The 16,178-nt window shown below is 70.6% G+C and carries 21 protein-coding genes and 5 pseudogenes; 11 read left to right on the top strand and 15 right to left on the bottom strand.

The features are described 5' to 3' along the window. Positions 1-3: 3 nt before the first annotated feature. From G7085_RS18065 to G7085_RS18035, 7 genes and pseudogenes are all read right to left on the bottom strand, one after another. Complete coding sequence (locus tag G7085_RS18065) at positions 4-1,032, bottom strand: coiled-coil domain-containing protein (RefSeq protein ID WP_197511977.1); 1,029 nt, start codon at positions 1,030-1,032, stop codon at positions 4-6. Further along, on the bottom strand, positions 1,029-1,496 hold the full coding sequence (locus G7085_RS18060) for a hypothetical protein (protein ID WP_197511976.1): 468 nt from the start codon (positions 1,494-1,496) through the stop codon (positions 1,029-1,031). The genes G7085_RS18065 and G7085_RS18060 overlap by 4 nt, the downstream gene beginning before the upstream one ends. Further along, entirely contained in the window at positions 1,459-2,103 is a 645-nt protein-coding gene (locus tag G7085_RS18055) for a hypothetical protein (protein WP_197511975.1), read from the bottom strand. The genes G7085_RS18060 and G7085_RS18055 overlap by 38 nt, the downstream gene beginning before the upstream one ends. A 356-nt stretch (positions 2,104-2,459) precedes the next feature. After that, positions 2,460-3,425 (bottom strand): annotated as a pseudogene (locus G7085_RS18050) (glycosyltransferase family 2 protein); the annotation flags it as partial. 37 nt (positions 3,426-3,462) lie between these two features. Further along, positions 3,463-4,350 carry an LCP family protein gene (locus tag G7085_RS18045; protein ID WP_197511973.1) on the bottom strand — a complete coding sequence of 296 codons (888 nt, stop codon included), beginning with the start codon at positions 4,348-4,350 and terminating at the stop codon, positions 3,463-3,465. After that, positions 4,292-4,726, bottom strand: a complete 435-nt coding sequence (locus G7085_RS18040) for a hypothetical protein (protein ID WP_197511972.1) — start codon at positions 4,724-4,726, stop codon at positions 4,292-4,294. The genes G7085_RS18045 and G7085_RS18040 overlap by 59 nt, the downstream gene beginning before the upstream one ends. After that, entirely contained in the window at positions 4,615-4,965 is a 351-nt protein-coding gene (locus G7085_RS18035; RefSeq protein WP_197511971.1) for a hypothetical protein, read from the bottom strand. Before G7085_RS18035 ends, G7085_RS18040 begins: the two co-directional genes overlap by 112 nt. A 333-nt stretch (positions 4,966-5,298) precedes the next feature. Here G7085_RS18035 and G7085_RS35505 point away from each other — a divergent pair. The 5 genes and pseudogenes from G7085_RS35505 (at position 5,299) to G7085_RS18015 (ending at position 7,703) form a co-directional block, all read left to right on the top strand. Beyond that, positions 5,299-6,104 (top strand): annotated as a pseudogene (locus tag G7085_RS35505) (LCP family protein). 8 nt (positions 6,105-6,112) lie between these two features. Beyond that, positions 6,113-6,241 (top strand): hypothetical protein, encoded by a 129-nt coding sequence (locus G7085_RS31045; protein WP_269451908.1) that lies wholly within the window; start codon positions 6,113-6,115, stop codon positions 6,239-6,241. A 486-nt stretch (positions 6,242-6,727) separates the two neighbouring features. Further along, positions 6,728-7,078 (top strand): hypothetical protein, encoded by a 351-nt coding sequence (locus G7085_RS18025; protein WP_197511970.1) that lies wholly within the window; start codon positions 6,728-6,730, stop codon positions 7,076-7,078. Then, positions 7,015-7,434, top strand: coding sequence for a hypothetical protein (locus G7085_RS18020; RefSeq protein ID WP_197512962.1), 420 nt, complete (start codon positions 7,015-7,017; stop codon positions 7,432-7,434). The genes G7085_RS18025 and G7085_RS18020 overlap by 64 nt, the downstream gene beginning before the upstream one ends. Continuing rightward, positions 7,431-7,703 (top strand): hypothetical protein, encoded by a 273-nt coding sequence (locus G7085_RS18015; protein ID WP_197511969.1) that lies wholly within the window; start codon positions 7,431-7,433, stop codon positions 7,701-7,703. The genes G7085_RS18020 and G7085_RS18015 overlap by 4 nt, the downstream gene beginning before the upstream one ends. 470 nt (positions 7,704-8,173) lie before the next feature. Here G7085_RS18015 and purE read toward each other — a convergent pair whose 3' ends face one another. The 6 genes and pseudogenes from purE to G7085_RS17985 form a co-directional block, all read right to left on the bottom strand. Beyond that, positions 8,174-8,671 (bottom strand): 5-(carboxyamino)imidazole ribonucleotide mutase, encoded by a 498-nt coding sequence (gene purE / locus G7085_RS18010; RefSeq protein ID WP_197511968.1) that lies wholly within the window; start codon positions 8,669-8,671, stop codon positions 8,174-8,176. Continuing rightward, positions 8,664-9,771, bottom strand: a pseudogene (locus G7085_RS18005) (5-(carboxyamino)imidazole ribonucleotide synthase). Before G7085_RS18005 ends, purE begins: the two are co-directional and overlap by 8 nt. A 162-nt stretch (positions 9,772-9,933) precedes the next feature. Beyond that, a complete protein-coding gene (locus G7085_RS18000; protein ID WP_231979674.1) occupies positions 9,934-10,344 on the bottom strand; it encodes a PH domain-containing protein in 411 nt (136 codons plus the stop codon). Then, entirely contained in the window at positions 10,299-10,706 is a 408-nt protein-coding gene (locus G7085_RS36465; RefSeq protein WP_197511967.1) for a hypothetical protein, read from the bottom strand. The genes G7085_RS18000 and G7085_RS36465 overlap by 46 nt, the downstream gene beginning before the upstream one ends. Then, on the bottom strand, positions 10,685-10,954 hold the full coding sequence (locus tag G7085_RS17990; RefSeq protein ID WP_197511966.1) for a hypothetical protein: 270 nt from the start codon (positions 10,952-10,954) through the stop codon (positions 10,685-10,687). Before G7085_RS17990 ends, G7085_RS36465 begins: the two co-directional genes overlap by 22 nt. Then, positions 10,947-11,150 carry a hypothetical protein gene (locus tag G7085_RS17985; RefSeq protein WP_197511965.1) on the bottom strand — a complete coding sequence of 68 codons (204 nt, stop codon included), beginning with the start codon at positions 11,148-11,150 and terminating at the stop codon, positions 10,947-10,949. The genes G7085_RS17990 and G7085_RS17985 overlap by 8 nt, the downstream gene beginning before the upstream one ends. A gap of 71 nt (positions 11,151-11,221) precedes the next feature. Between G7085_RS17985 and G7085_RS17980 the strand changes: the two are divergent. The 6 genes and pseudogenes from G7085_RS17980 to G7085_RS17955 all read left to right on the top strand — a co-directional run bounded on the left by G7085_RS17980 (position 11,222) and on the right by G7085_RS17955 (position 15,641). Continuing rightward, positions 11,222-12,794 (top strand): annotated as a pseudogene (locus G7085_RS17980) (acyl-CoA carboxylase subunit beta). Next, the gene (locus tag G7085_RS27500; RefSeq protein WP_197511964.1) at positions 12,791-13,009 is read left to right on the top strand and encodes an acyl-CoA carboxylase epsilon subunit; all 219 of its coding nucleotides are present in this window, start codon (positions 12,791-12,793) and stop codon (positions 13,007-13,009) included. The pseudogene G7085_RS17980 and the gene G7085_RS27500 overlap by 4 nt, the downstream one beginning before the upstream one ends. 1 nt (position 13,010) lies before the next feature. Continuing rightward, a pseudogene (locus tag G7085_RS17970) lies at positions 13,011-13,612 on the top strand (Maf family protein). Positions 13,613-13,852: 240 nt separating this feature from the next. Then, positions 13,853-14,218, top strand: coding sequence for a hypothetical protein (locus G7085_RS17965; protein WP_197511963.1), 366 nt, complete (start codon positions 13,853-13,855; stop codon positions 14,216-14,218). Next, positions 14,119-14,556 (top strand): hypothetical protein, encoded by a 438-nt coding sequence (locus G7085_RS17960; RefSeq protein WP_197511962.1) that lies wholly within the window; start codon positions 14,119-14,121, stop codon positions 14,554-14,556. The genes G7085_RS17965 and G7085_RS17960 overlap by 100 nt, the downstream gene beginning before the upstream one ends. Then, positions 14,544-15,641: a mechanosensitive ion channel family protein gene (locus G7085_RS17955; RefSeq protein ID WP_197511961.1), complete on the top strand. Its 1,098-nt coding sequence runs from the start codon at positions 14,544-14,546 to the stop codon at positions 15,639-15,641. Before G7085_RS17960 ends, G7085_RS17955 begins: the two co-directional genes overlap by 13 nt. Here the strand turns inward: G7085_RS17955 and G7085_RS27490 are convergent. Next, on the bottom strand, positions 15,619-15,891 hold the full coding sequence (locus G7085_RS27490) for an NUDIX hydrolase (protein ID WP_231979673.1): 273 nt from the start codon (positions 15,889-15,891) through the stop codon (positions 15,619-15,621). The two genes, G7085_RS17955 and G7085_RS27490, sit on opposite strands and share 23 nt — an antisense overlap. Next, positions 15,888-16,106, bottom strand: a complete 219-nt coding sequence (locus G7085_RS27485) for an NUDIX domain-containing protein (RefSeq protein WP_231979672.1) — start codon at positions 16,104-16,106, stop codon at positions 15,888-15,890. Before G7085_RS27485 ends, G7085_RS27490 begins: the two co-directional genes overlap by 4 nt. Between the last annotated feature and the right edge of the window lie 72 nt (positions 16,107-16,178).

Below are 16,178 nucleotides of genomic sequence, written 5' to 3'. Positions count from 1 at the left end.
CGCTCAGGCCTTGTGGCCATCCTCGGCGGTCGCGTCCCCGTCGGCGTCCCCGACCTCGGGCTCCGCCGGCAGGGGCTCCCCGACTGCCACGTCCGGCTCGGGCTCCACGGCGAGATCGGCCTCAACCAGTGCAGCTCCCCCGCCGAGCGTGGCGAGCATCTGACGCACGTTCGACAGCTGCGCGGTGATCGAGTCCCTGCGCTGCGACACGGCGGCGAGCTCACGCTCGGAGTCGCGGCGCACCCGGTCGGCCTTGGTGCGTGCCTCGCCGACCAGCTCATCCGAGTCCCGGGTCGCCTTGGCCTTGAGCGCCTCGGCCTGGCTGGCCGCGTCGGAGACGACCCGCTGAGCCTCGGTCTCGGCCGCGCGAAGGTTCTCCTCCGCCGCCTTCAACTGGTCCTCGCGCTGGGCCATTGCGACGGCGAAGTCGGCGGCGGCAGCGTCCCTGCGCTCGGCGAGCGTGCGCTCGAAGTCGGCCGCGGCCTGTGCCGCGCGCGCCTGCTGCGATTCGTAGACCGCCTCCGCCTCCTCACGACGCGCCGCTGCCTCACGGTCGGCGTGGTCGATCAGCTCGTCCGACCGGCGCTGGGCGCCCGCGAGGCGCGCCTCGGCGTCCGCTTCCGCTGAGCTGCGGGTGTCGACGGCGTAGCGGTCGGCCTCGACCGTCTGTGCCTCGGCCTTCCTGGTCGCCTCGGCGACCAGCTTCTCGGCATCGATGGTGGCCGCGCGGCGGAGGTCCTCAGCCTCGGCCTCGGCGAGGCTGAGGATCTGACCGATCCGCTCGCCGAGCTCCTGGAACGACGGGCGCGATGCGATGGACCGGGCGCGGGCGGCCTCCTCGGCGCGCGCCTGGGCCTCGGTAAGGCGGGCCTCCACCTCGATCCGTTCCTGTCGCGCCTCCTTCAGCTGGACGGTGAGTTCACCGAGCTCTGCGCGCGCGGCGTCCAACGCCTGCTGCAGGGTCGAGAGCTCGGCGTCGACCTGGGCGGGTTCGTAGCCGCGCAGGACGGTGCGGAAGGTGGGGGTCATCATGCATCCTCGTTCGATGTGGTGGTTCCCGGGACAGCGAGCGCTTCGATCACGCCCGAGAGGTGGTTCAGTTGACTTGTGATGTTGTCGCGGCGCTGCGCGAGGGCAGCCACCTCGGCGCGCGCCTCATCGAGCGCCGTCCGGGCCTGGGTGCGGAGCAGGTCGGCCTCGACACGTGCGGTGCTGAGGAGTTCGACCGCCTCCTCACGCGTCGCCCTGGTGCGTTCGAAGGAGGCGCGCTGCGACGCCTCGAGATCGGCTGCCAGCCGTTCCCGCACGAGGGTCGCGTTCGACTCGGCGTCAGCGATGCGCTCCTCTGCCCGCATGACGATGGCCTGCGCCTCGCGACGGGCACGGGCAAGCGTGTCCTCAGCCCTCGCGTCGCTGGCTTCCCTGGTCCGGGTGGCATGTTCGTTGGCGGCGGCGAGCTCAGCGTCCGCGCGGGCCCGCACATCGGCGGCGCCCACCTCGGCGGCCCGGATCCGCTGCCGGGCGATGTCGACGGAACGCGCCACGCCCCCGAGAGCTTGCCGCGGACCTCGCTGGCGCGACGCGCCACGGCCAGGTGGGCAGCGCGGGTGGAGCGCGCAGATTCCGCCTTCGCCCCTCAAGGAGGCGGCTGACGGTCTCCTGGGCCCATTGGAGCTGCTCGGCGGCCTCGGCGAGGCGGGCCTCGGCCTCACCCTTCGATTCCTCTGCGAGCCGCGCCGCCCGCACCTGTGCGTCACGGATCAGGCGGGCCGTCCCCGCCTCGGCGAGCGCGCGGGCCGCGTCCGTTGCCGCCGCCGCCGCGTCCGCGTCACGGGCGGCCCGCTCGAGCAGGTCGTCGGCGCGGGAACGCACGGCATCCCACTCGTCCTCGATCCTGCGGCGGTGCGCTTCCGCCTCGGCCAGAAGTTCCCCGTCGTGGGCGGACCGCTCGACGGCGAGCGCGGCGGTGTGGGCGGCGGCCTGCGCCTCCCGTTCGGCCCGCTGCTCCTCGGCGAGGGCAGCGGAGTCGGCTGCCAGCTTCTGCGCCTCGGCGCGGGCCTGCTCGACGGTGCGCTCAGCCTCCGCACGGGCGTCGGCCATCATCTCGTCGGCCGTCGCCTCCGCGTTGCCTGTGATGGTCCCGCCTGCTCGGCGGCCTCGGACAGCATCCTGGCCACGTCCGCGCGCGCCTCGGCCAGTCTGTGTCTGGCGAAATCCAACTCGGCGAGCGCGTCATCACGCTCCTGGGCCGCCGCGTCCGCTTCGCCGCGCGCCTCCGCGGCCGCGGCGTCGGCCTCCTCCCGGATGCGGTCGGCCAGGAGTTGTGCCTGCAGCAGCACATCGGTGGCCGCCGCGGAGTTCGTCATCCGTGCCGACCCTGGTTGCATGCGTCCATCTTGGCACGGAAAAGGAAACGTCTCACGCCCGGTTTCCGCCTCCCTGGGCCGTTGCCGGGCGGACCCCGTGAGGAATCCGACACCCCACGCCATGTGCATGACGGCGAGCACCAGCGGAAGTCGTAGCCGGGCCGCTGCCGACAGCCCGGGCATGGTCGCGGTGGCCGCCGCGAGGAAGGCGAGGTACGTCAGGGGCGCGATCAGCATCGCCGTGAGGAGGCGGCTCCGCAGCGCCAGCCCCAGCAGTCCTCCCACGATCCCGACGCCGATGCCGACGACGGTCACGGGCGGCGCGAGGTAGCGCGGCGACAGCGTCTCCGGGTGCCGCCTGCCCACCTCCCTGCGCCACTGCCCGGTGGTGTAGAACTGGCGGGCCAGGGCCGGGACGCTGTCACGGGGCCGGTAGACGACCCGCAGGTCCGGGGAGAACCAGACCGTGTGGCCTGCCCGGCGGAGCCGGTAGTTGAGCTCCCAGTCCTGGGCGCGGTGCAGCGTCTCGTCGAAGCCCCCGATCTCCAGCAGCGCCTCGCGCCGGAACACGCCGAGGAACACGGTGTCCGCCGGGCCCTCCTGCGTGTCCTCGAGGTGGAAGCCACCACCGCCGAGGCCGAGACGGGAGTTGTAGGCGGCCGCCACCGCGTCGGAGAACGGGCCCGCGCCCTGCGCGTCCATCAGGCCACCGACGTTGGCGGCGCCGGTGCGTTCCATCGCCTCCACCGCGGTGTCGATGTACCCGTCGCTGAGTTCCCCGTGTCCGTCGACGCGCACGATGATGGGGTGACGCGCGGCGGCGATGGCGATGTTGAGTGCCGCCGGGGTGTACCCGGTCGGGTTGTCCAGCACGACGACCCGGTCATCACCGGCGGCGAGTTCGTCGGCGATCTCGCGTGTGCGGTCCGCGCTCGGACCCACTGCGATGATCAGTTCGAGGGGGCCGTGGTACCCCTGCCCGAGGACGCGCTCCACCGCTGTGCGCAGGTGACGCTCCTCGTTGCGGACCGGCATGACGACGCTGACGCTCGACGGCAAGGGTTGACCTCCTCAGATCCCGGACAACTCTATCGGGTCAGCCGCTGACGGAGCAGACGGCGTCGAGGTCCTCGGTCTGGGTGTAGGGGGCGTCCGGGTCGCCGCCGTTCCTGGACGGGTCGGCGGCGGGCTCGGCCGATGCCGACCGTCGGGGTTCGGCGGACTTCGACGAGGAGGAGGACTCCGGCCCGGCCGGGGAGGCGGACGCCGACTTCGTCGCCTTCGGCTTCGGCTTGGGGCGGGACTTGTCCAGTGTCTCCGATGCCTCGATCTTCTCCTTGACGGTGGAGCGGATCAGGTCGAAGTCGGGGTTGGCCGACGTGATCAACGGTGGGGCGAAGTTGACCGAGGCGATCTTCTGGTCCTTCGCCTTGAGCGCCAGCTCCGCCAGAGACATGACCTCCGCCCGCGGCACGTCGGTGCGCAGGATGTTGCTGCCCGCCTCCGAGAGCTCGACGAAGCGGGTCGCCACAGTGACGGGGTCGAGCTGCCTGACCATGGCCGACATGACGCACTTCTGGCGGACCATGCGCTCGTAGTCGCTGCTCTCCGCCCTCGACCTGGCGAACCAGAGCGCATGGTAGCCGTCGAGGAGCACGTCCTCGCCCGGCTCGATGTAGCCGCTGATCTTGGTGCTGACGCCGCCGATGGGAATGGGCTTCGAGATGTCGAGGCGGATGCCGCCCATGGCGTCGATGAGGCTGGAGAAGCCCTGCATGTCGACCATGGCGTAGTAGTTGAGATCCAGCCCGAGGGTCTCGCTGACGGCCTCCTTCATCGCCTCGAGGCCGGCCTCGCGCCCCGGATAGAGGTCGGCGTGGTCCTCGCCGAGGGTCCAGATGCCGTTGAGCATGCACCCGTTGTCCTCACAGCGGAACCCGTCGGGGTACAGCTCCCGCAGCGGCGATGAGCGCGGGAAGCGCACGCGCTGCAGGTTCCGGGCAGGCCGAACAACACTGTGCGGCCGCTTGCGACGTCGACCGAGGCGACGTTGATGGAGTCGGGCCGCAGCCCCTCGCGGGATGCGGCGGCGTCCGCCCGAGCAGCAGGATGTTGTAGCGCCCGTCCTTGATGTCCGTGTCACCACCACCCTGGAACACCTCGCCCACGTTGACGGCGCCGGTCAGGGCACTCGCGGCCGCATTGGTGACGCCTCCGAGCGCCACGACAAGCAGCAGGGTGGTCAGCGTCAGCCCGAGGCGACCGCGCCGCGCGAGCTGCGTGGGGCGGGCGAGCCGCCAGGCGTCGACCAGCAGGAGCGCCCAGCCGGTGAAGAGGATCCACAGCAGAGCCCGCAGCACGAGGCCGACCCAGGGCGTGAGCAGGATGCCGGTGGTGAGGCCCGCGCGAACACCATGCCGACGAGGGCGAGGATCAGGAGCGCCACCGCGCCACCGAAGACGCGGCTCGCGAGACGCCCGAGCCGCCGGTTCCCCGCGTAACTCTGCACAGACCCGGGCAGGAGTGCGGACATGAGCACGAAGCCCACGGCGCGTCGCTGCTGGACGCGCTGGGCATCGGTCGGCGGGGTGGCTGGCACGTGTCGACTCCTCGGGGAAGGGTGCGTTCAATCTCACCCTACGGGCCGGTCGGTTCCGGCCCGCCACGCCGGAAAGGCCCGGTTTCGGGTGGCTCGGTACTGTGTCTCCGGGGAAGGGAGTAGTGAAGATGGCCCCAGGCAAAGAGGACATGGACTGGCTCTACCGCAGCGATGAGCCGGAGCCGACCAGCGTGATGCCCCCGACGAGCTCGAGCGCCTGAGGCGCGCGGACGGTCGGGTCCGTCGCGGCGGAGCGACGCCTCCCCTCCCCCGGCACCGCCGACCGCGCCCGACGCTCCGTCGGGGAAACGCCGCCCGAAGCGGCGCCGTCCGATGCTCCGCACGCTGGGCATCCTCCTGCTCGCATGGCTGGTCTTCCTGATCGGCACGCCGCTGTACGCCTGGTCCGTCACGACCAAGGTCGACACCGCGCCGGCCGGGGAACGACCCGCGGCGCAGCCGGGAACCACGGTGCTCCTGGTGGGCTCGGATGCCCGCGAGGACATGACGGCCGAGGAACGGAAGGCCCTGGGAACGGGAAGCACGTCCGGCCGCCGCACCGACACCATGATGCTGCTCCACACCCCTACCAACGGCGATCCCGTCCTGCTCTCGCTCCCGCGTGACTCCCTGGTCGACATCCCGGGCAGGAAGCGCAACAAGCTCAACGCGGCGTACGCCTTCGGGGCGCTCCCCTGCTCATCGAGACCGTCGAACTCAACACCGGCATCCGGATCGACGGGTACCTCGAGATCGGCTTCCTCGGCATCGTCGATCTGGTGGACGCCGTCGGCGGTATCGAGGTCTGTCCGACCTTCGACATAGACGATCGCGACTCGCACCTCACCTTGTCGAAGGGCTGCCAGATCGTCGACGGCACCACCGCTCTCGGTTACGTCCGGATGCGGAAGGACGATCCCCGCGGCGACCTCGGCCGGATGGAGCGCCAGCGCGAGGTGATCGGCGCGCTCGGCAAGGAGATCCTGAACCCGGTGACGGTCCTCAACCCGGTGCGCTGGTGGCAGGTCAACATGGCAGCCGCGTCCTCCCTCCGGAGGGGTGCCGAGACCGGGCTGATGGCGATGCCGGGCATCGGGATGGGATTCGTCTCGGTGATGGCGGGTCGGGCATCTCGATGACCGTGCCGGTGTCGGATCCCAATGCACGGGTCGACGGAGTCGGCTCGGTCATGCGGTGGGACAAGGAGGCCAGCGCCGAGGTGTTCGGCGCGATCGCCTCGGGCGACACCACCGGCCTCGAGCAGTATCGCCGGTAGCGACCGCGGTGGCGGCCGGCCCGGACTCCTCAGACCGCGGTCTGAGGGCCCTGGCCTGCCCCGCCTCTAAACTTGGGCGGTAACTCCCACCCAGCAGCGCAGAGGAGCAAGACGTGAGCCAGACCCCACCCAACCCAGGTTGGCAGGGCGGTCCGCAGGGACCGGGCCCCCAGTGGAACGGCCAGCCGGCCCCCAGGGGCCACCCCCGAACTACCCACCGCAGCAGCCCGCCCAGGGCTGGGGCCAGCAACCCCCGCAGGGCTACGGCCAGCAGCCCCCGCAGGGCTACGGCCAGCAGCCGGCCCAGGGCTTCGGCCAGCAGCCGGCCCAGGGCTGGGCCCGCAGCCGTCCCAGGGCTACGGCCAGCAGCCCCCGCAGGGCTACGGCCAGCAGCCGGCCCAGGGCTTCGGCCAGCAGCCGACCCAGCCCGTCGGTCAGGAGCCCCCGCTGGGTGGCGCGCCCGCCAAGCCGAAGTCGAAGGCGAAGGTGATCGTCGCCAGCGTGTTGGGCGCCGCCGTGCTGGGTGCGGGCGTCGGGCTCGGCATGTTCTTCTTCAAGGGATCGACCCCGGTCGCGGCCCAGGGGCTGCCCGCCGACGTCCTGTTCGCCGCCGAGGTGAACCTGGCCCCGTCCAACGTCGAGAAGCTCGCGCTCAAGGGCATCGCCGACCGCTACCCCTCTCTCAGCTCCGGAGACATGGAGACCGACTACAAGTCGGCCCTCTTCGCGGTGATCGCGGGTGATTCCGAGGACGCCCCGATTACGAGACCGAGATCAAGCCGTGGCTCGGCGACTCGATCGCCTTCGGCATCACCGGCGACGGATCGGGCGATCTGAGCGACCCGGCCAACATCGTGATGGCCATCGAGACCACCGACAAGGGCAAGGCCGAGGCCTTCATCAAGGCCGAGGGCGAGGACGCACGGGTCGAGTTCATCGACAACCTGATGGTCGTCACCCATGCCTCCTCGACCCTCAGCATCGACGAGATCAAGGCGGCCCCCTGGCCGACTCGCCCACCTACCAGGCCGACATCGCCAGGCTCGGCGACTCGAACCTCGCGACGTTCTGGCTCGGCCCTGAGGGGATCGACGCGAGCCTCCGACAGGTTGAGGACGCAGGCACCCTCGACGCCTCGGCCATCGACCTCTCCGTGCTCGAAGGCATGCACGGTGCCGCCGGCCTCCAGGTGAGCACGGACAAGCTGACGATGAAGGCTGCGTTCCAGACGCCGAACGCCCCACGGCCGAGGGCGCGGATGTCTCCGACCTCGCAGCCGGCCTGTCCGCCGACGCGCTGGGCGTCTTCGCGCTCGGCACCAACGACGCGCTGTTCGACCAGTACTGGGAGCTGCTCGGTTCCCAGGGCGACCTGTCCGAGTCGCTCGGCTTCCTCGGCATCGGCAGCGCGGACGACCTGGCCGCCCTCGTGGGCGACCGGGCGGCCATCACCGTGGGGTTGAGCGACGGCATGCCGAGCGTCGGGGCCAAGCTTGAGTCGGGCAACCCCGCCCGCCAGCAGGAGATCTTCGACGCCATCCTCGAGGCGATGGGTGAGGTTCCCGACCTCACCCTCACGCAGCACGGCGACACCGGCATCGTGGCCTACGGCCAGAGCGCCGATGACGTCTCCGCCCCGGCTCGACGCTCGGCGACCTGGATGCCTTCAAGAGGGTCGTGGACGGCAAGGCCCAGCAGGTCGTCTTCCTCAACGTCCAGGCCTTCAAGGCCCTCCCGAGTACGGCGACCTGGTCGGCTCCATGGGCACCGGGATCGAGGAGGCCCTCGCGCCGATCACGTCCATCGGCATGGTGAGCAACGTCGCGGACGACGGCTACGCCGAGGGCTCGATGCACGTCACCTTCGGCTGATATCGGCAGAAGCAGCGGGGCCGGTGGATGATCCACCGGCCCCTTTGCGCGTCCCTGCCCCGTCAGGCCGACGCGTCGCGGACGATCCGACCCTTCGCGTGGGCGGCGTCACGCAGCGACTCCTGGAAGTCGAGCATCCGCTCCATGAGCGCCTCATCGGAGGTGGCGAGCATCCGGACGGCAAGCAGACCCGCGTTGCGGGCGTTGCCGATCGCGACGGTAGCCACCGGCACCCCGGCGGGCATCTGCACGATCGACAGGAGCGAGTCCATGCCGTCGAGGTACTTCAGCGCGACGGGGACGCCGATCACCGGCAGCGGGGTCAGGGCCGCGAGCATGCCGGGCAGGTGCGCGGCGCCGCCGGCCCCCGCGATGATCACCCTGACGCCGCGTTCATGGGCCGTCCGCCCGAACCGCACCATGTCCTCCGGCATCCGGTGCGCGGACACCACGTCGGCCTCATAGCCGATGCCGAACTCGGCAAGGGCCTCGGCCGCGGCGCTCATGGTGGGCCAGTCGGAGTCGGAACCCATCACGATCGAGACGAGCGGATCAGGCATCGGGGTCTCCCATCAGGTAGTTCGCGGCGTGCCAGGCACGGCGCCGCACGGCATCGAGGTCGGTTCCGGAGCAGGTCACGTGCCCGACCTTGCGCCCGGGCCTGACCTCCTTGCCGTACAGGTGGACGCGTGCCGCCCGGTCGCGGGCGTACACGTGCAGCAGGGCGCCGGTCAGGTCCTGCTCGGAGCCGCCGAGCACGTTGGCCATCACGACTACGGGGTCGCGGAGGTCGGGAGAGCCGAGCGGCAGGTCGAGCACCGCGCGGAGGTGGTTCTCGAACTGGCTGGTGCGGGCGCCGTCGATCGTCCAGTGACCGGTGTTGTGGGGCCGCATGGCCAACTCGTTGACGACGATCCGCCCGTCGCGGGCCTGCATCAGCTCGACGGCGAGCACCCCGACCACCCGAGCTCCCCCGCGATCCTGATGGCCATCTCCTGCAGCCCCGAGGCGGTGGCCTCGTCGAGCCCGGGCGCGGGCGTGATCGTCTCGACGCAGATGCCGTCGGCCTGCCGGGTCTCGCTGACCGGGTAGGCGACCACCTGGCCGGACGGGGAGCGGACGACGATGGCGGACAGCTCGCGGGTGAAATCGATGAACTCCTCGGCCACGATGCGCACGGTCTCGCCCGCCGAGGACTCGGCGAGCCCCGTGAAGGGGACGCCGGCCTGCGACGCGTCATCGAGCTTCCAGACGCCCTTGCCGTCGTAGCCGCCACGGGAGGTCTTCGCGATGACCGGCCATCCGGTGGCGTCACCGAAGGCGGCCAGCTGCTCCGGGCCGTCACAGATGGCGTAGGTCGGGCACGCGACCCCGAGGCCGCTCAACCGGGCGCGCATCTGGGCCTTGTCCTGCGCGTAGACGAGCGCTGCCGGGCCGGGACGTACCGCCAGCGAATCCTCGAGCGCCTCGAGGTGGCGGGTGGGAACATGTTCGTGGTCGAAGGTGATCACGTCGGCACCCGATGCGAAGTCGGTGAGGACATCCAGGTCGTGGTAGTCACCGACCGTCGTCATGGGAACGACCTGGGCGGCGGACACATCAGGCCCTCGGCGAGCAGGCGCACATCGATCCCCAGCGGGATCGCGGCCTGCTGCATCATGCGGGCGAGCTGCCCGCCCCCTGCGATGGCGACTGTGTAGCGGCGGGTCACCGGTGCAGCCTAACAGGGGCCACCCTCAGTCGTTGTCGTCCTCGTGGACGGCGAACAGCAGCTCGGTGATGGCGACGTGGACCCGCTCGACGTGCGGCACGTCGAACAGCGTCAGGGCTGGCCGGCGGCCGTCTCCAGGATCAGGGTGCCGCAGCCGAGCATCCGGTCGAGCAGGCCGCGCTGGTAGTTGACGTTGTTGATGCGCCTGAGTGGGAGGTCGTGGCCGACCTTCGTGATGATGCCCTTGCGGGTGATGATGCGGCGGTCGGTGACTGTGTAGGTCGACGTGTGCCAGCGCAGGAACGGCACCACCGAGAAGATGACGACCAGCAGGACGAACACGGCGACGGACGCGTACGTCGACCACGGCCGGGATTCCGGCGGGAAGAACGCTATCGCGACCCCCAACGCGGCGCCGAGCACCACGAGGATCAGTGCCGGGACGATGAGCCGCTTGGTGTGTGTCCGCATCGACATCACGATCGTCTCGTCACGCCCCAGTTGGTCCTTGTCGATAGCCATGCGCCAAGTGTGGCATGCGTCATCGCCCGAGTCTGGCGTGCACCACATCTCCGACGGCGAAGGTCTCCAGCCCGTCCGGGGTGGCGACGACGAGGCGCCCGTACCCGTCGACCCCCGGCCGATGCCGCGCACGGAACGGGTCTGGTCGACCACCACGGTGAGCTCGGCCCCGATGGAGGCGCAGAGCCGCTCATACTCGTCGCGGAGGCTACCCGCAGCGACCAGCTCCGGTAGTAGCGCTCGAAGTGGCCGAGCACGGAGGCCACCAGCGGCTCGACGTCGGTCGGCATGCCCTCGAGCGCGAGCGACGTCGCGTTCGGCACGGGCAGTTCGTCGCGGGTCAGGGCCACGTTGATCCCCATCCCGACGACGGCCCGCGCCCCGTCGGGTCGCTCGATGCGCTCGGAGAGGATCCCACAGACCTTTGCCCGCCGATCAGCACATCGTTGGGCCACTTCAGGGTGACCCGGGAAGGGTCGGGCGCGAGGTCGGCCAACGCGGCCGACACGGCCATGCCGGCGAGGATGGAGAGCCAACCCCACTGGGGGAAATCGGGACGCGGCCTCAGCAGCACCGACAGGGCCACCGACGAGCCACGGGGCTCACCCACTGCCGGTCGAGCCGTCCCCGACCGGCGGTCTGCTCCAGGGCGACGAGGGCGACCCCTCGGCCTCGCCCTCCCTGGCGCGCCCGGCGAGGTCGGCGTTGGTCGAGCCGGTCGAGGCGACCAGTTCGACGGTGCGGAACATGGTGTCGGGCGCGAGTCGGCTCGCAATGGCGCGGGCGGCAGGGTGCTGTCGGGTCACGAACCCCATCGTAGGAAGCATTTCGCGGGCAATGGACCGCACCCCACCCTCCGGCGACTAAGGTGACGACCATGGAGATCGACATCCACACCACCGCCGGTAGGATCGCCAATCTCGGGGTGCGCATCGACGAAGCTATCCACGCCGGGTCCGCGGCAGCCGTCGAGAAGCAGCACGCCAAGGGCAAGATGACCGCACGCGAACGCGTAATGGCGCTGCTCGACGAGGGCAGCTTCGCCGAGTTCGACCAGTTCTCGCGACACCGTTCCACGGCCTTCGGGATGGACGCGAAGCGCCCCTTCGGCGACGGCGTCATCACGGGCACGGGGTCCATCCACGGCAGGCCTGTCTGCGTGTTCAGCCAGGACGTGACCATCTTCGGGGGTGCCCTCGGCCAGGTCTACGGCGAGAAGATCGTCAAGATCCAGGACTTCGCCCTGAAGACGGGTGTGCCGCTGATCGGGATCAACGAGGGCGGTGGCGCCAGGATCCAGGAGGGCGTGGTCTCACTCGCGCTCTACGGCGAGATCTTCAAGCGCAACACCCTCGCGTCCGGCGTCATCCCGCAGATCTCGCTGATCATGGGCGCGGCCGCGGGCGGCCACGTCTACGGCCCGGCGCTGACCGACTTCGTCGTGATGGTCGACAAGACGTCGCAGATGTTCATCACCGGCCCCGAGGTGATCAAGACGGTCACCGGCGAGGACGTCACGCTCGAGGATCTCGGGGTGCCCGGACCCACAACACCCGGTCCGGCAACGCCCACTACCTCGCCGCCGACGAGGCCGACGCCATCGAGTACGTGCGCGAACTGCTCAGCTACCTTCCGCAGAACAACCTCGAGGATCCCCCGTCTACGACGAGGACGAGGTCGATCTCACGATCACCGACCACGACCGCCAACTCGACCAGCTGATCCCCGACTCGGCCAACCAGCCCTACGACATGCGCGACGTGATCCGCAACGTCCTCGACGACGACGAGTTCCTCGAGGTGATGGAGCTGTTCGCCGGCTCGATCATCGTCGGCTTCGGCCGCATCGAGGGCCGCTCCATCGGCATCGTCGCGAACCAGCCAACCGTGTTCGCCGGCTGCCTCGACATCGACTCGGCCGAGAAGGCCGCCCGCTTCGTGCGGACCTGTGACGCGTTCAACATCCCGGTGCTCACATTCGTGGACGTGCCAGGCTTCCTGCCCGGCGTCGACCAGGAACACAACGGCATCATCCGCCGCGGCGCGAAGCTCATCTACGCCTACTCGGAGGCGACGGTGCCGCTGCTGACGGTCGTCACCCGTAAGGCCTACGGCGGCGCCTACCTCGTGATGGGTTCCAAGGCGCTGGGTGCCGACATCAACCTCGCATGGCCCACCGCCCAGATTGCGGTGATGGGCGCCCAGGGCGCCGTCAACATCCTGTACCGCAAGCAGATCTCGGAGGCCGCCGACCCGGAGGCCGAGAGGGCCCGGCTCGTGCAGGAGTACGACGACGAGCTGACCAACCCGTACGTGGCGGCCGACCGCGGCTACGTCGACCAGGTCATCTACCCGCACGAGACGCGCGCCCAGGTGATCCGGGCGCTGCGGCTGCTCCGCACCAAGCGCGAGGTGCTCCCTCCGAAGAAGCACGGGAACATCCCGCTGTGACCGGGGAAGCGCCACGCCTCAGCTTCTCCGGGGCCCAGCTCACGGAGGAGGAGATTGCGGCCGTGACGGCCGCGCTGGCCATCTCGCTGCGCGAGGAGAGGCTCCGCACCCCGGACGACCGGCCGCTCGCGGGCGGCTGGAACTCCTACTACCGGACGGTGCGTCCCTCTCTCGTCGGCGGTCGGGACGCCTGGCGGACCCATCACAGGATCTGACATGCGCGTCATCCTCGCGTCGAAGTCACCGGCGCGCCTCGCCGTGCTGCGGAGCGCGGGCCTTGCGCCGGAGGTGATCGTCTCCGGGTTCGACGAGCGCCAGGTGCGCGACCCGGTGCCGACGTCGCTCGCGCTGCGCCTCGCAACGCTGAAGGGCGAAGCGGTCGTGCCGAGGGTCGAGGGCGACTTCGTGCTTCTCGCCTGCGACTCGGTCCTCGAGTTCGAGGGCGCGCCCACGGGAAGCCGGGCACCGTCGAGGAGGCGGTGCGACGCTGGCAACGCATGCGGGGCGGGAGGGCCTGCTCCACACCGGCCACTTCGTCGCCGTCCGCGAGGGTGACGACCTCCGCACCGCGAGTGGCGTCGGCTCCACGCAGGTGCGTTTCGCCGACGTCTCCGACGAGGAGATCGCCGCCTACGCGGCGACGGGCGAACCGCTCAAGGTGGCTGGGGCTTCACGATCGACGGACGGGGTGCCGCGTTCGTCACCTCCATCGTCGGCGATCCGTACAACGTGATAGGCCTCTCGCTGCCTCGGGTGCGCCAGATGGTGATCGACCTCGGGTTGCGTGGCAGAGCCTCTGGGCGCCCACCCCCACCTGATGACGGCCGCGTCCGCGGACCGGCCCGCTGGGATCCGTCGGTAGAGTTGTGGGCGTGCGTGGCTCTCCCCTCCTCCGTCGCATCGCGATCGGCCCCTTCTCCGTCGCATCGCGATCGGCCTGGTCGGCGTGCTCACGCTGGCCGGCTGCTCGGCCGCCCCGTCGACGCACCGTCCCGGAACCGACGCTGACGGCCGCGGCAGTCCCGGACGACGGGCAGGCCCTGAGCGACCTCGGGTTCGTGAACGCGCCCGCCGGCTGTCGATCCCCGGGGTGCGCTGATCTCAGACCGCGTCGACAGCGCGAACAACGTCACCGTCGTGATGACGGCCCTGACGGCCTCACCGTCATCGACTACCTGCGCCGCACCCTTCCCGAGCTCGGCTTCACCATCACGGGCGACGACCGCAACTCCCTGATCTTCAGCGGCGGGGCTACGAGGGTGCCTTCACCACCACCAGCGGCTATTCCGCGCTCACCCTGCGCACGGATCGGTAGGCTCACGCCATGCCCGAGGACGTCGCACTGGACACGCTCACCATCATCGGCTGGGGCGCGCTCGGCATCGTCGTCGGCGGGCTCGCCTCCATCCTCGTCACGCTGCTGACCCGTATCCTCGTGCGCCGCCGCGAGAACGTCCGGATCCTGATCCGGCACATGCGCCTGGCGATGCGGATCTTCCTCATCGTGCTCGGCGGCGGACTCGCCGTGATGATCGCCACCCGCCCGACGGCGGTCGCGCCGGCGCCCGCCTGGCGTGACGGGTTCCGGCACGGGTTCATCATCGTGGTGATCTTCGCCGGCGCGTTCCTCCTGACCAGCCTGATCAAGGCGGTCGAGGCCTCCATCGTGGCGCGCCGCTCCGGCGACAGCGGCGACACGGTCGAGGAGACCCGCACTACCGCAGGGTCCGCACCCAGACCCAGATCATCGTGCGGGTCCTGATCGCCGTGGTGTGGATGTGTGCGCTGGCCGGGGCCCTGCTGACGTTCCCGTCGTTCCGCACGGTCGGCACGTCGCTGATCGCGTCGGCGGGCCTGCTGTCCATCGTGGCCGGCCTCGCGGTGCAGTCGTCCCTGTCGAACATCTTCGCCGGCATGCAGATCGCGTTCTCCGACGCCCTGCGCGTCGGAGACCTCGTCGTCTTCAACGAGCAGACGGGATCGGTCGAGGAGATCACCCTCACCTACGTGGTTGTCCGCACCTGGGACGACCGACGCTGGATCGTCCCCAGCAGCCACTTCACGACCCAGCCGTTCGAGAACTGGACGCGCCGCGAACCCCGGCTGCTCGGCACCGTCGAGTTCGACCTCGACTGGCTGGCCCCCGTCGAGGCGATGCGCGTCGAGTTGGTGCGGCTGGTCCGCGCGAGCGACCTGTGGGACGGCCGCAGCGCGGCGCTCCAGGTGACGGAGTCCACCGGCGGCCACGTGCGGCTACGCGCGGTGGTGTCCGCGGCGACCTCCGGTGAGCTGTGGGACCTGCGCTGCTACGTCCGCGAGGAGATGATCCACTGGGTCCAGGAGCACGCCGTCTACGCCCTGCCCGCACCCGCCTCGAGCCGGAGACGACGGCCGCCCCTCCTACGAGGAGCGCGAGGACTTCGTCGAGCACGTCGTCGACGAGTGGGAGAAGGAACAGGCGGTCGAGGCCACCCAGCTGATGCCGGCCCGGAGGCCGACGACGACCTCGACGAGGGCGCCCTGCCGAAGTGGCTCCAGTCCTGGCTCGGGCAGCGCCGCAAGCCCGGGGAGACCCGCCCCGAGCAGGCGACCCCGCCGAGACGACCCTGTCGTCGAAGAGCCCGGAGGCGCGCCTCTACTCCGGCTCACCGGAGGCCGAGGAACGCAACCGCAAGATGTCCGGCCCGAGCGCGGCCGACATGGAGGAGCGGGAGCGCACGGCGGAGCGGAGACTCCGCACGGGCGAGCTGCCCGCATCGACGACGAGCCGACGGCCCCGCCGAGGGCGCCGCCGGGCAGAAGGAAGGCCTCCGGGCGACCCGGATCATTCCCCGCGTCGAGGACTGAGCGAGAACACGACGTCGCGGGGGTCCTCGAGCGCCACCCGCACCATGGCGTCGAGGCGCTTCTGACGCGGCTCGGGCAGCGCGTCGACGGGGAACCAGGCGACCTCCGTGGACTCCTCGTCACCGACCACCGGCTCTCCGGAGACCCAGCGGGCCCGGAACCCGTGGTCGAGGAACCGGCAGCGGTCGCCATTGGGGTAGGTGATCTCGTCCATCACGTCGGTCCACAACATCCGTTCGATCTCGATCACCACCCCGCCTCCTCCATCGCCTCGCGCACCGCCGCCTCCGCCGGATGCTCACCCGGGTCGACGATGCCGCTCACGGCCGACCAGTCGCCATTGTCGGAGCGCTTGACCAGCAGCACCTCACCGTCGCGGAGGATCAGCGCGTTCGCGCCCATCAGCCACAGTGGCGCATGCCCGATGTGGCTGCGGAGTTCGGTGATGAAGGGCGGTGTCGGCATGGGCCAACCTTGTCACAGGCTTTTGGACCAGTGCACGCGGCACGCCCGCAGCCCCATTAGACTCGCCTTAGT

Source organism: Tessaracoccus coleopterorum (assembly GCF_011174705.1).
GTDB classification, from domain to species: domain Bacteria; phylum Actinomycetota; class Actinomycetes; order Propionibacteriales; family Propionibacteriaceae; genus Arachnia; species Arachnia coleopterorum.
This window is presented reverse-complemented; position numbering and strand designations above follow the sequence as displayed.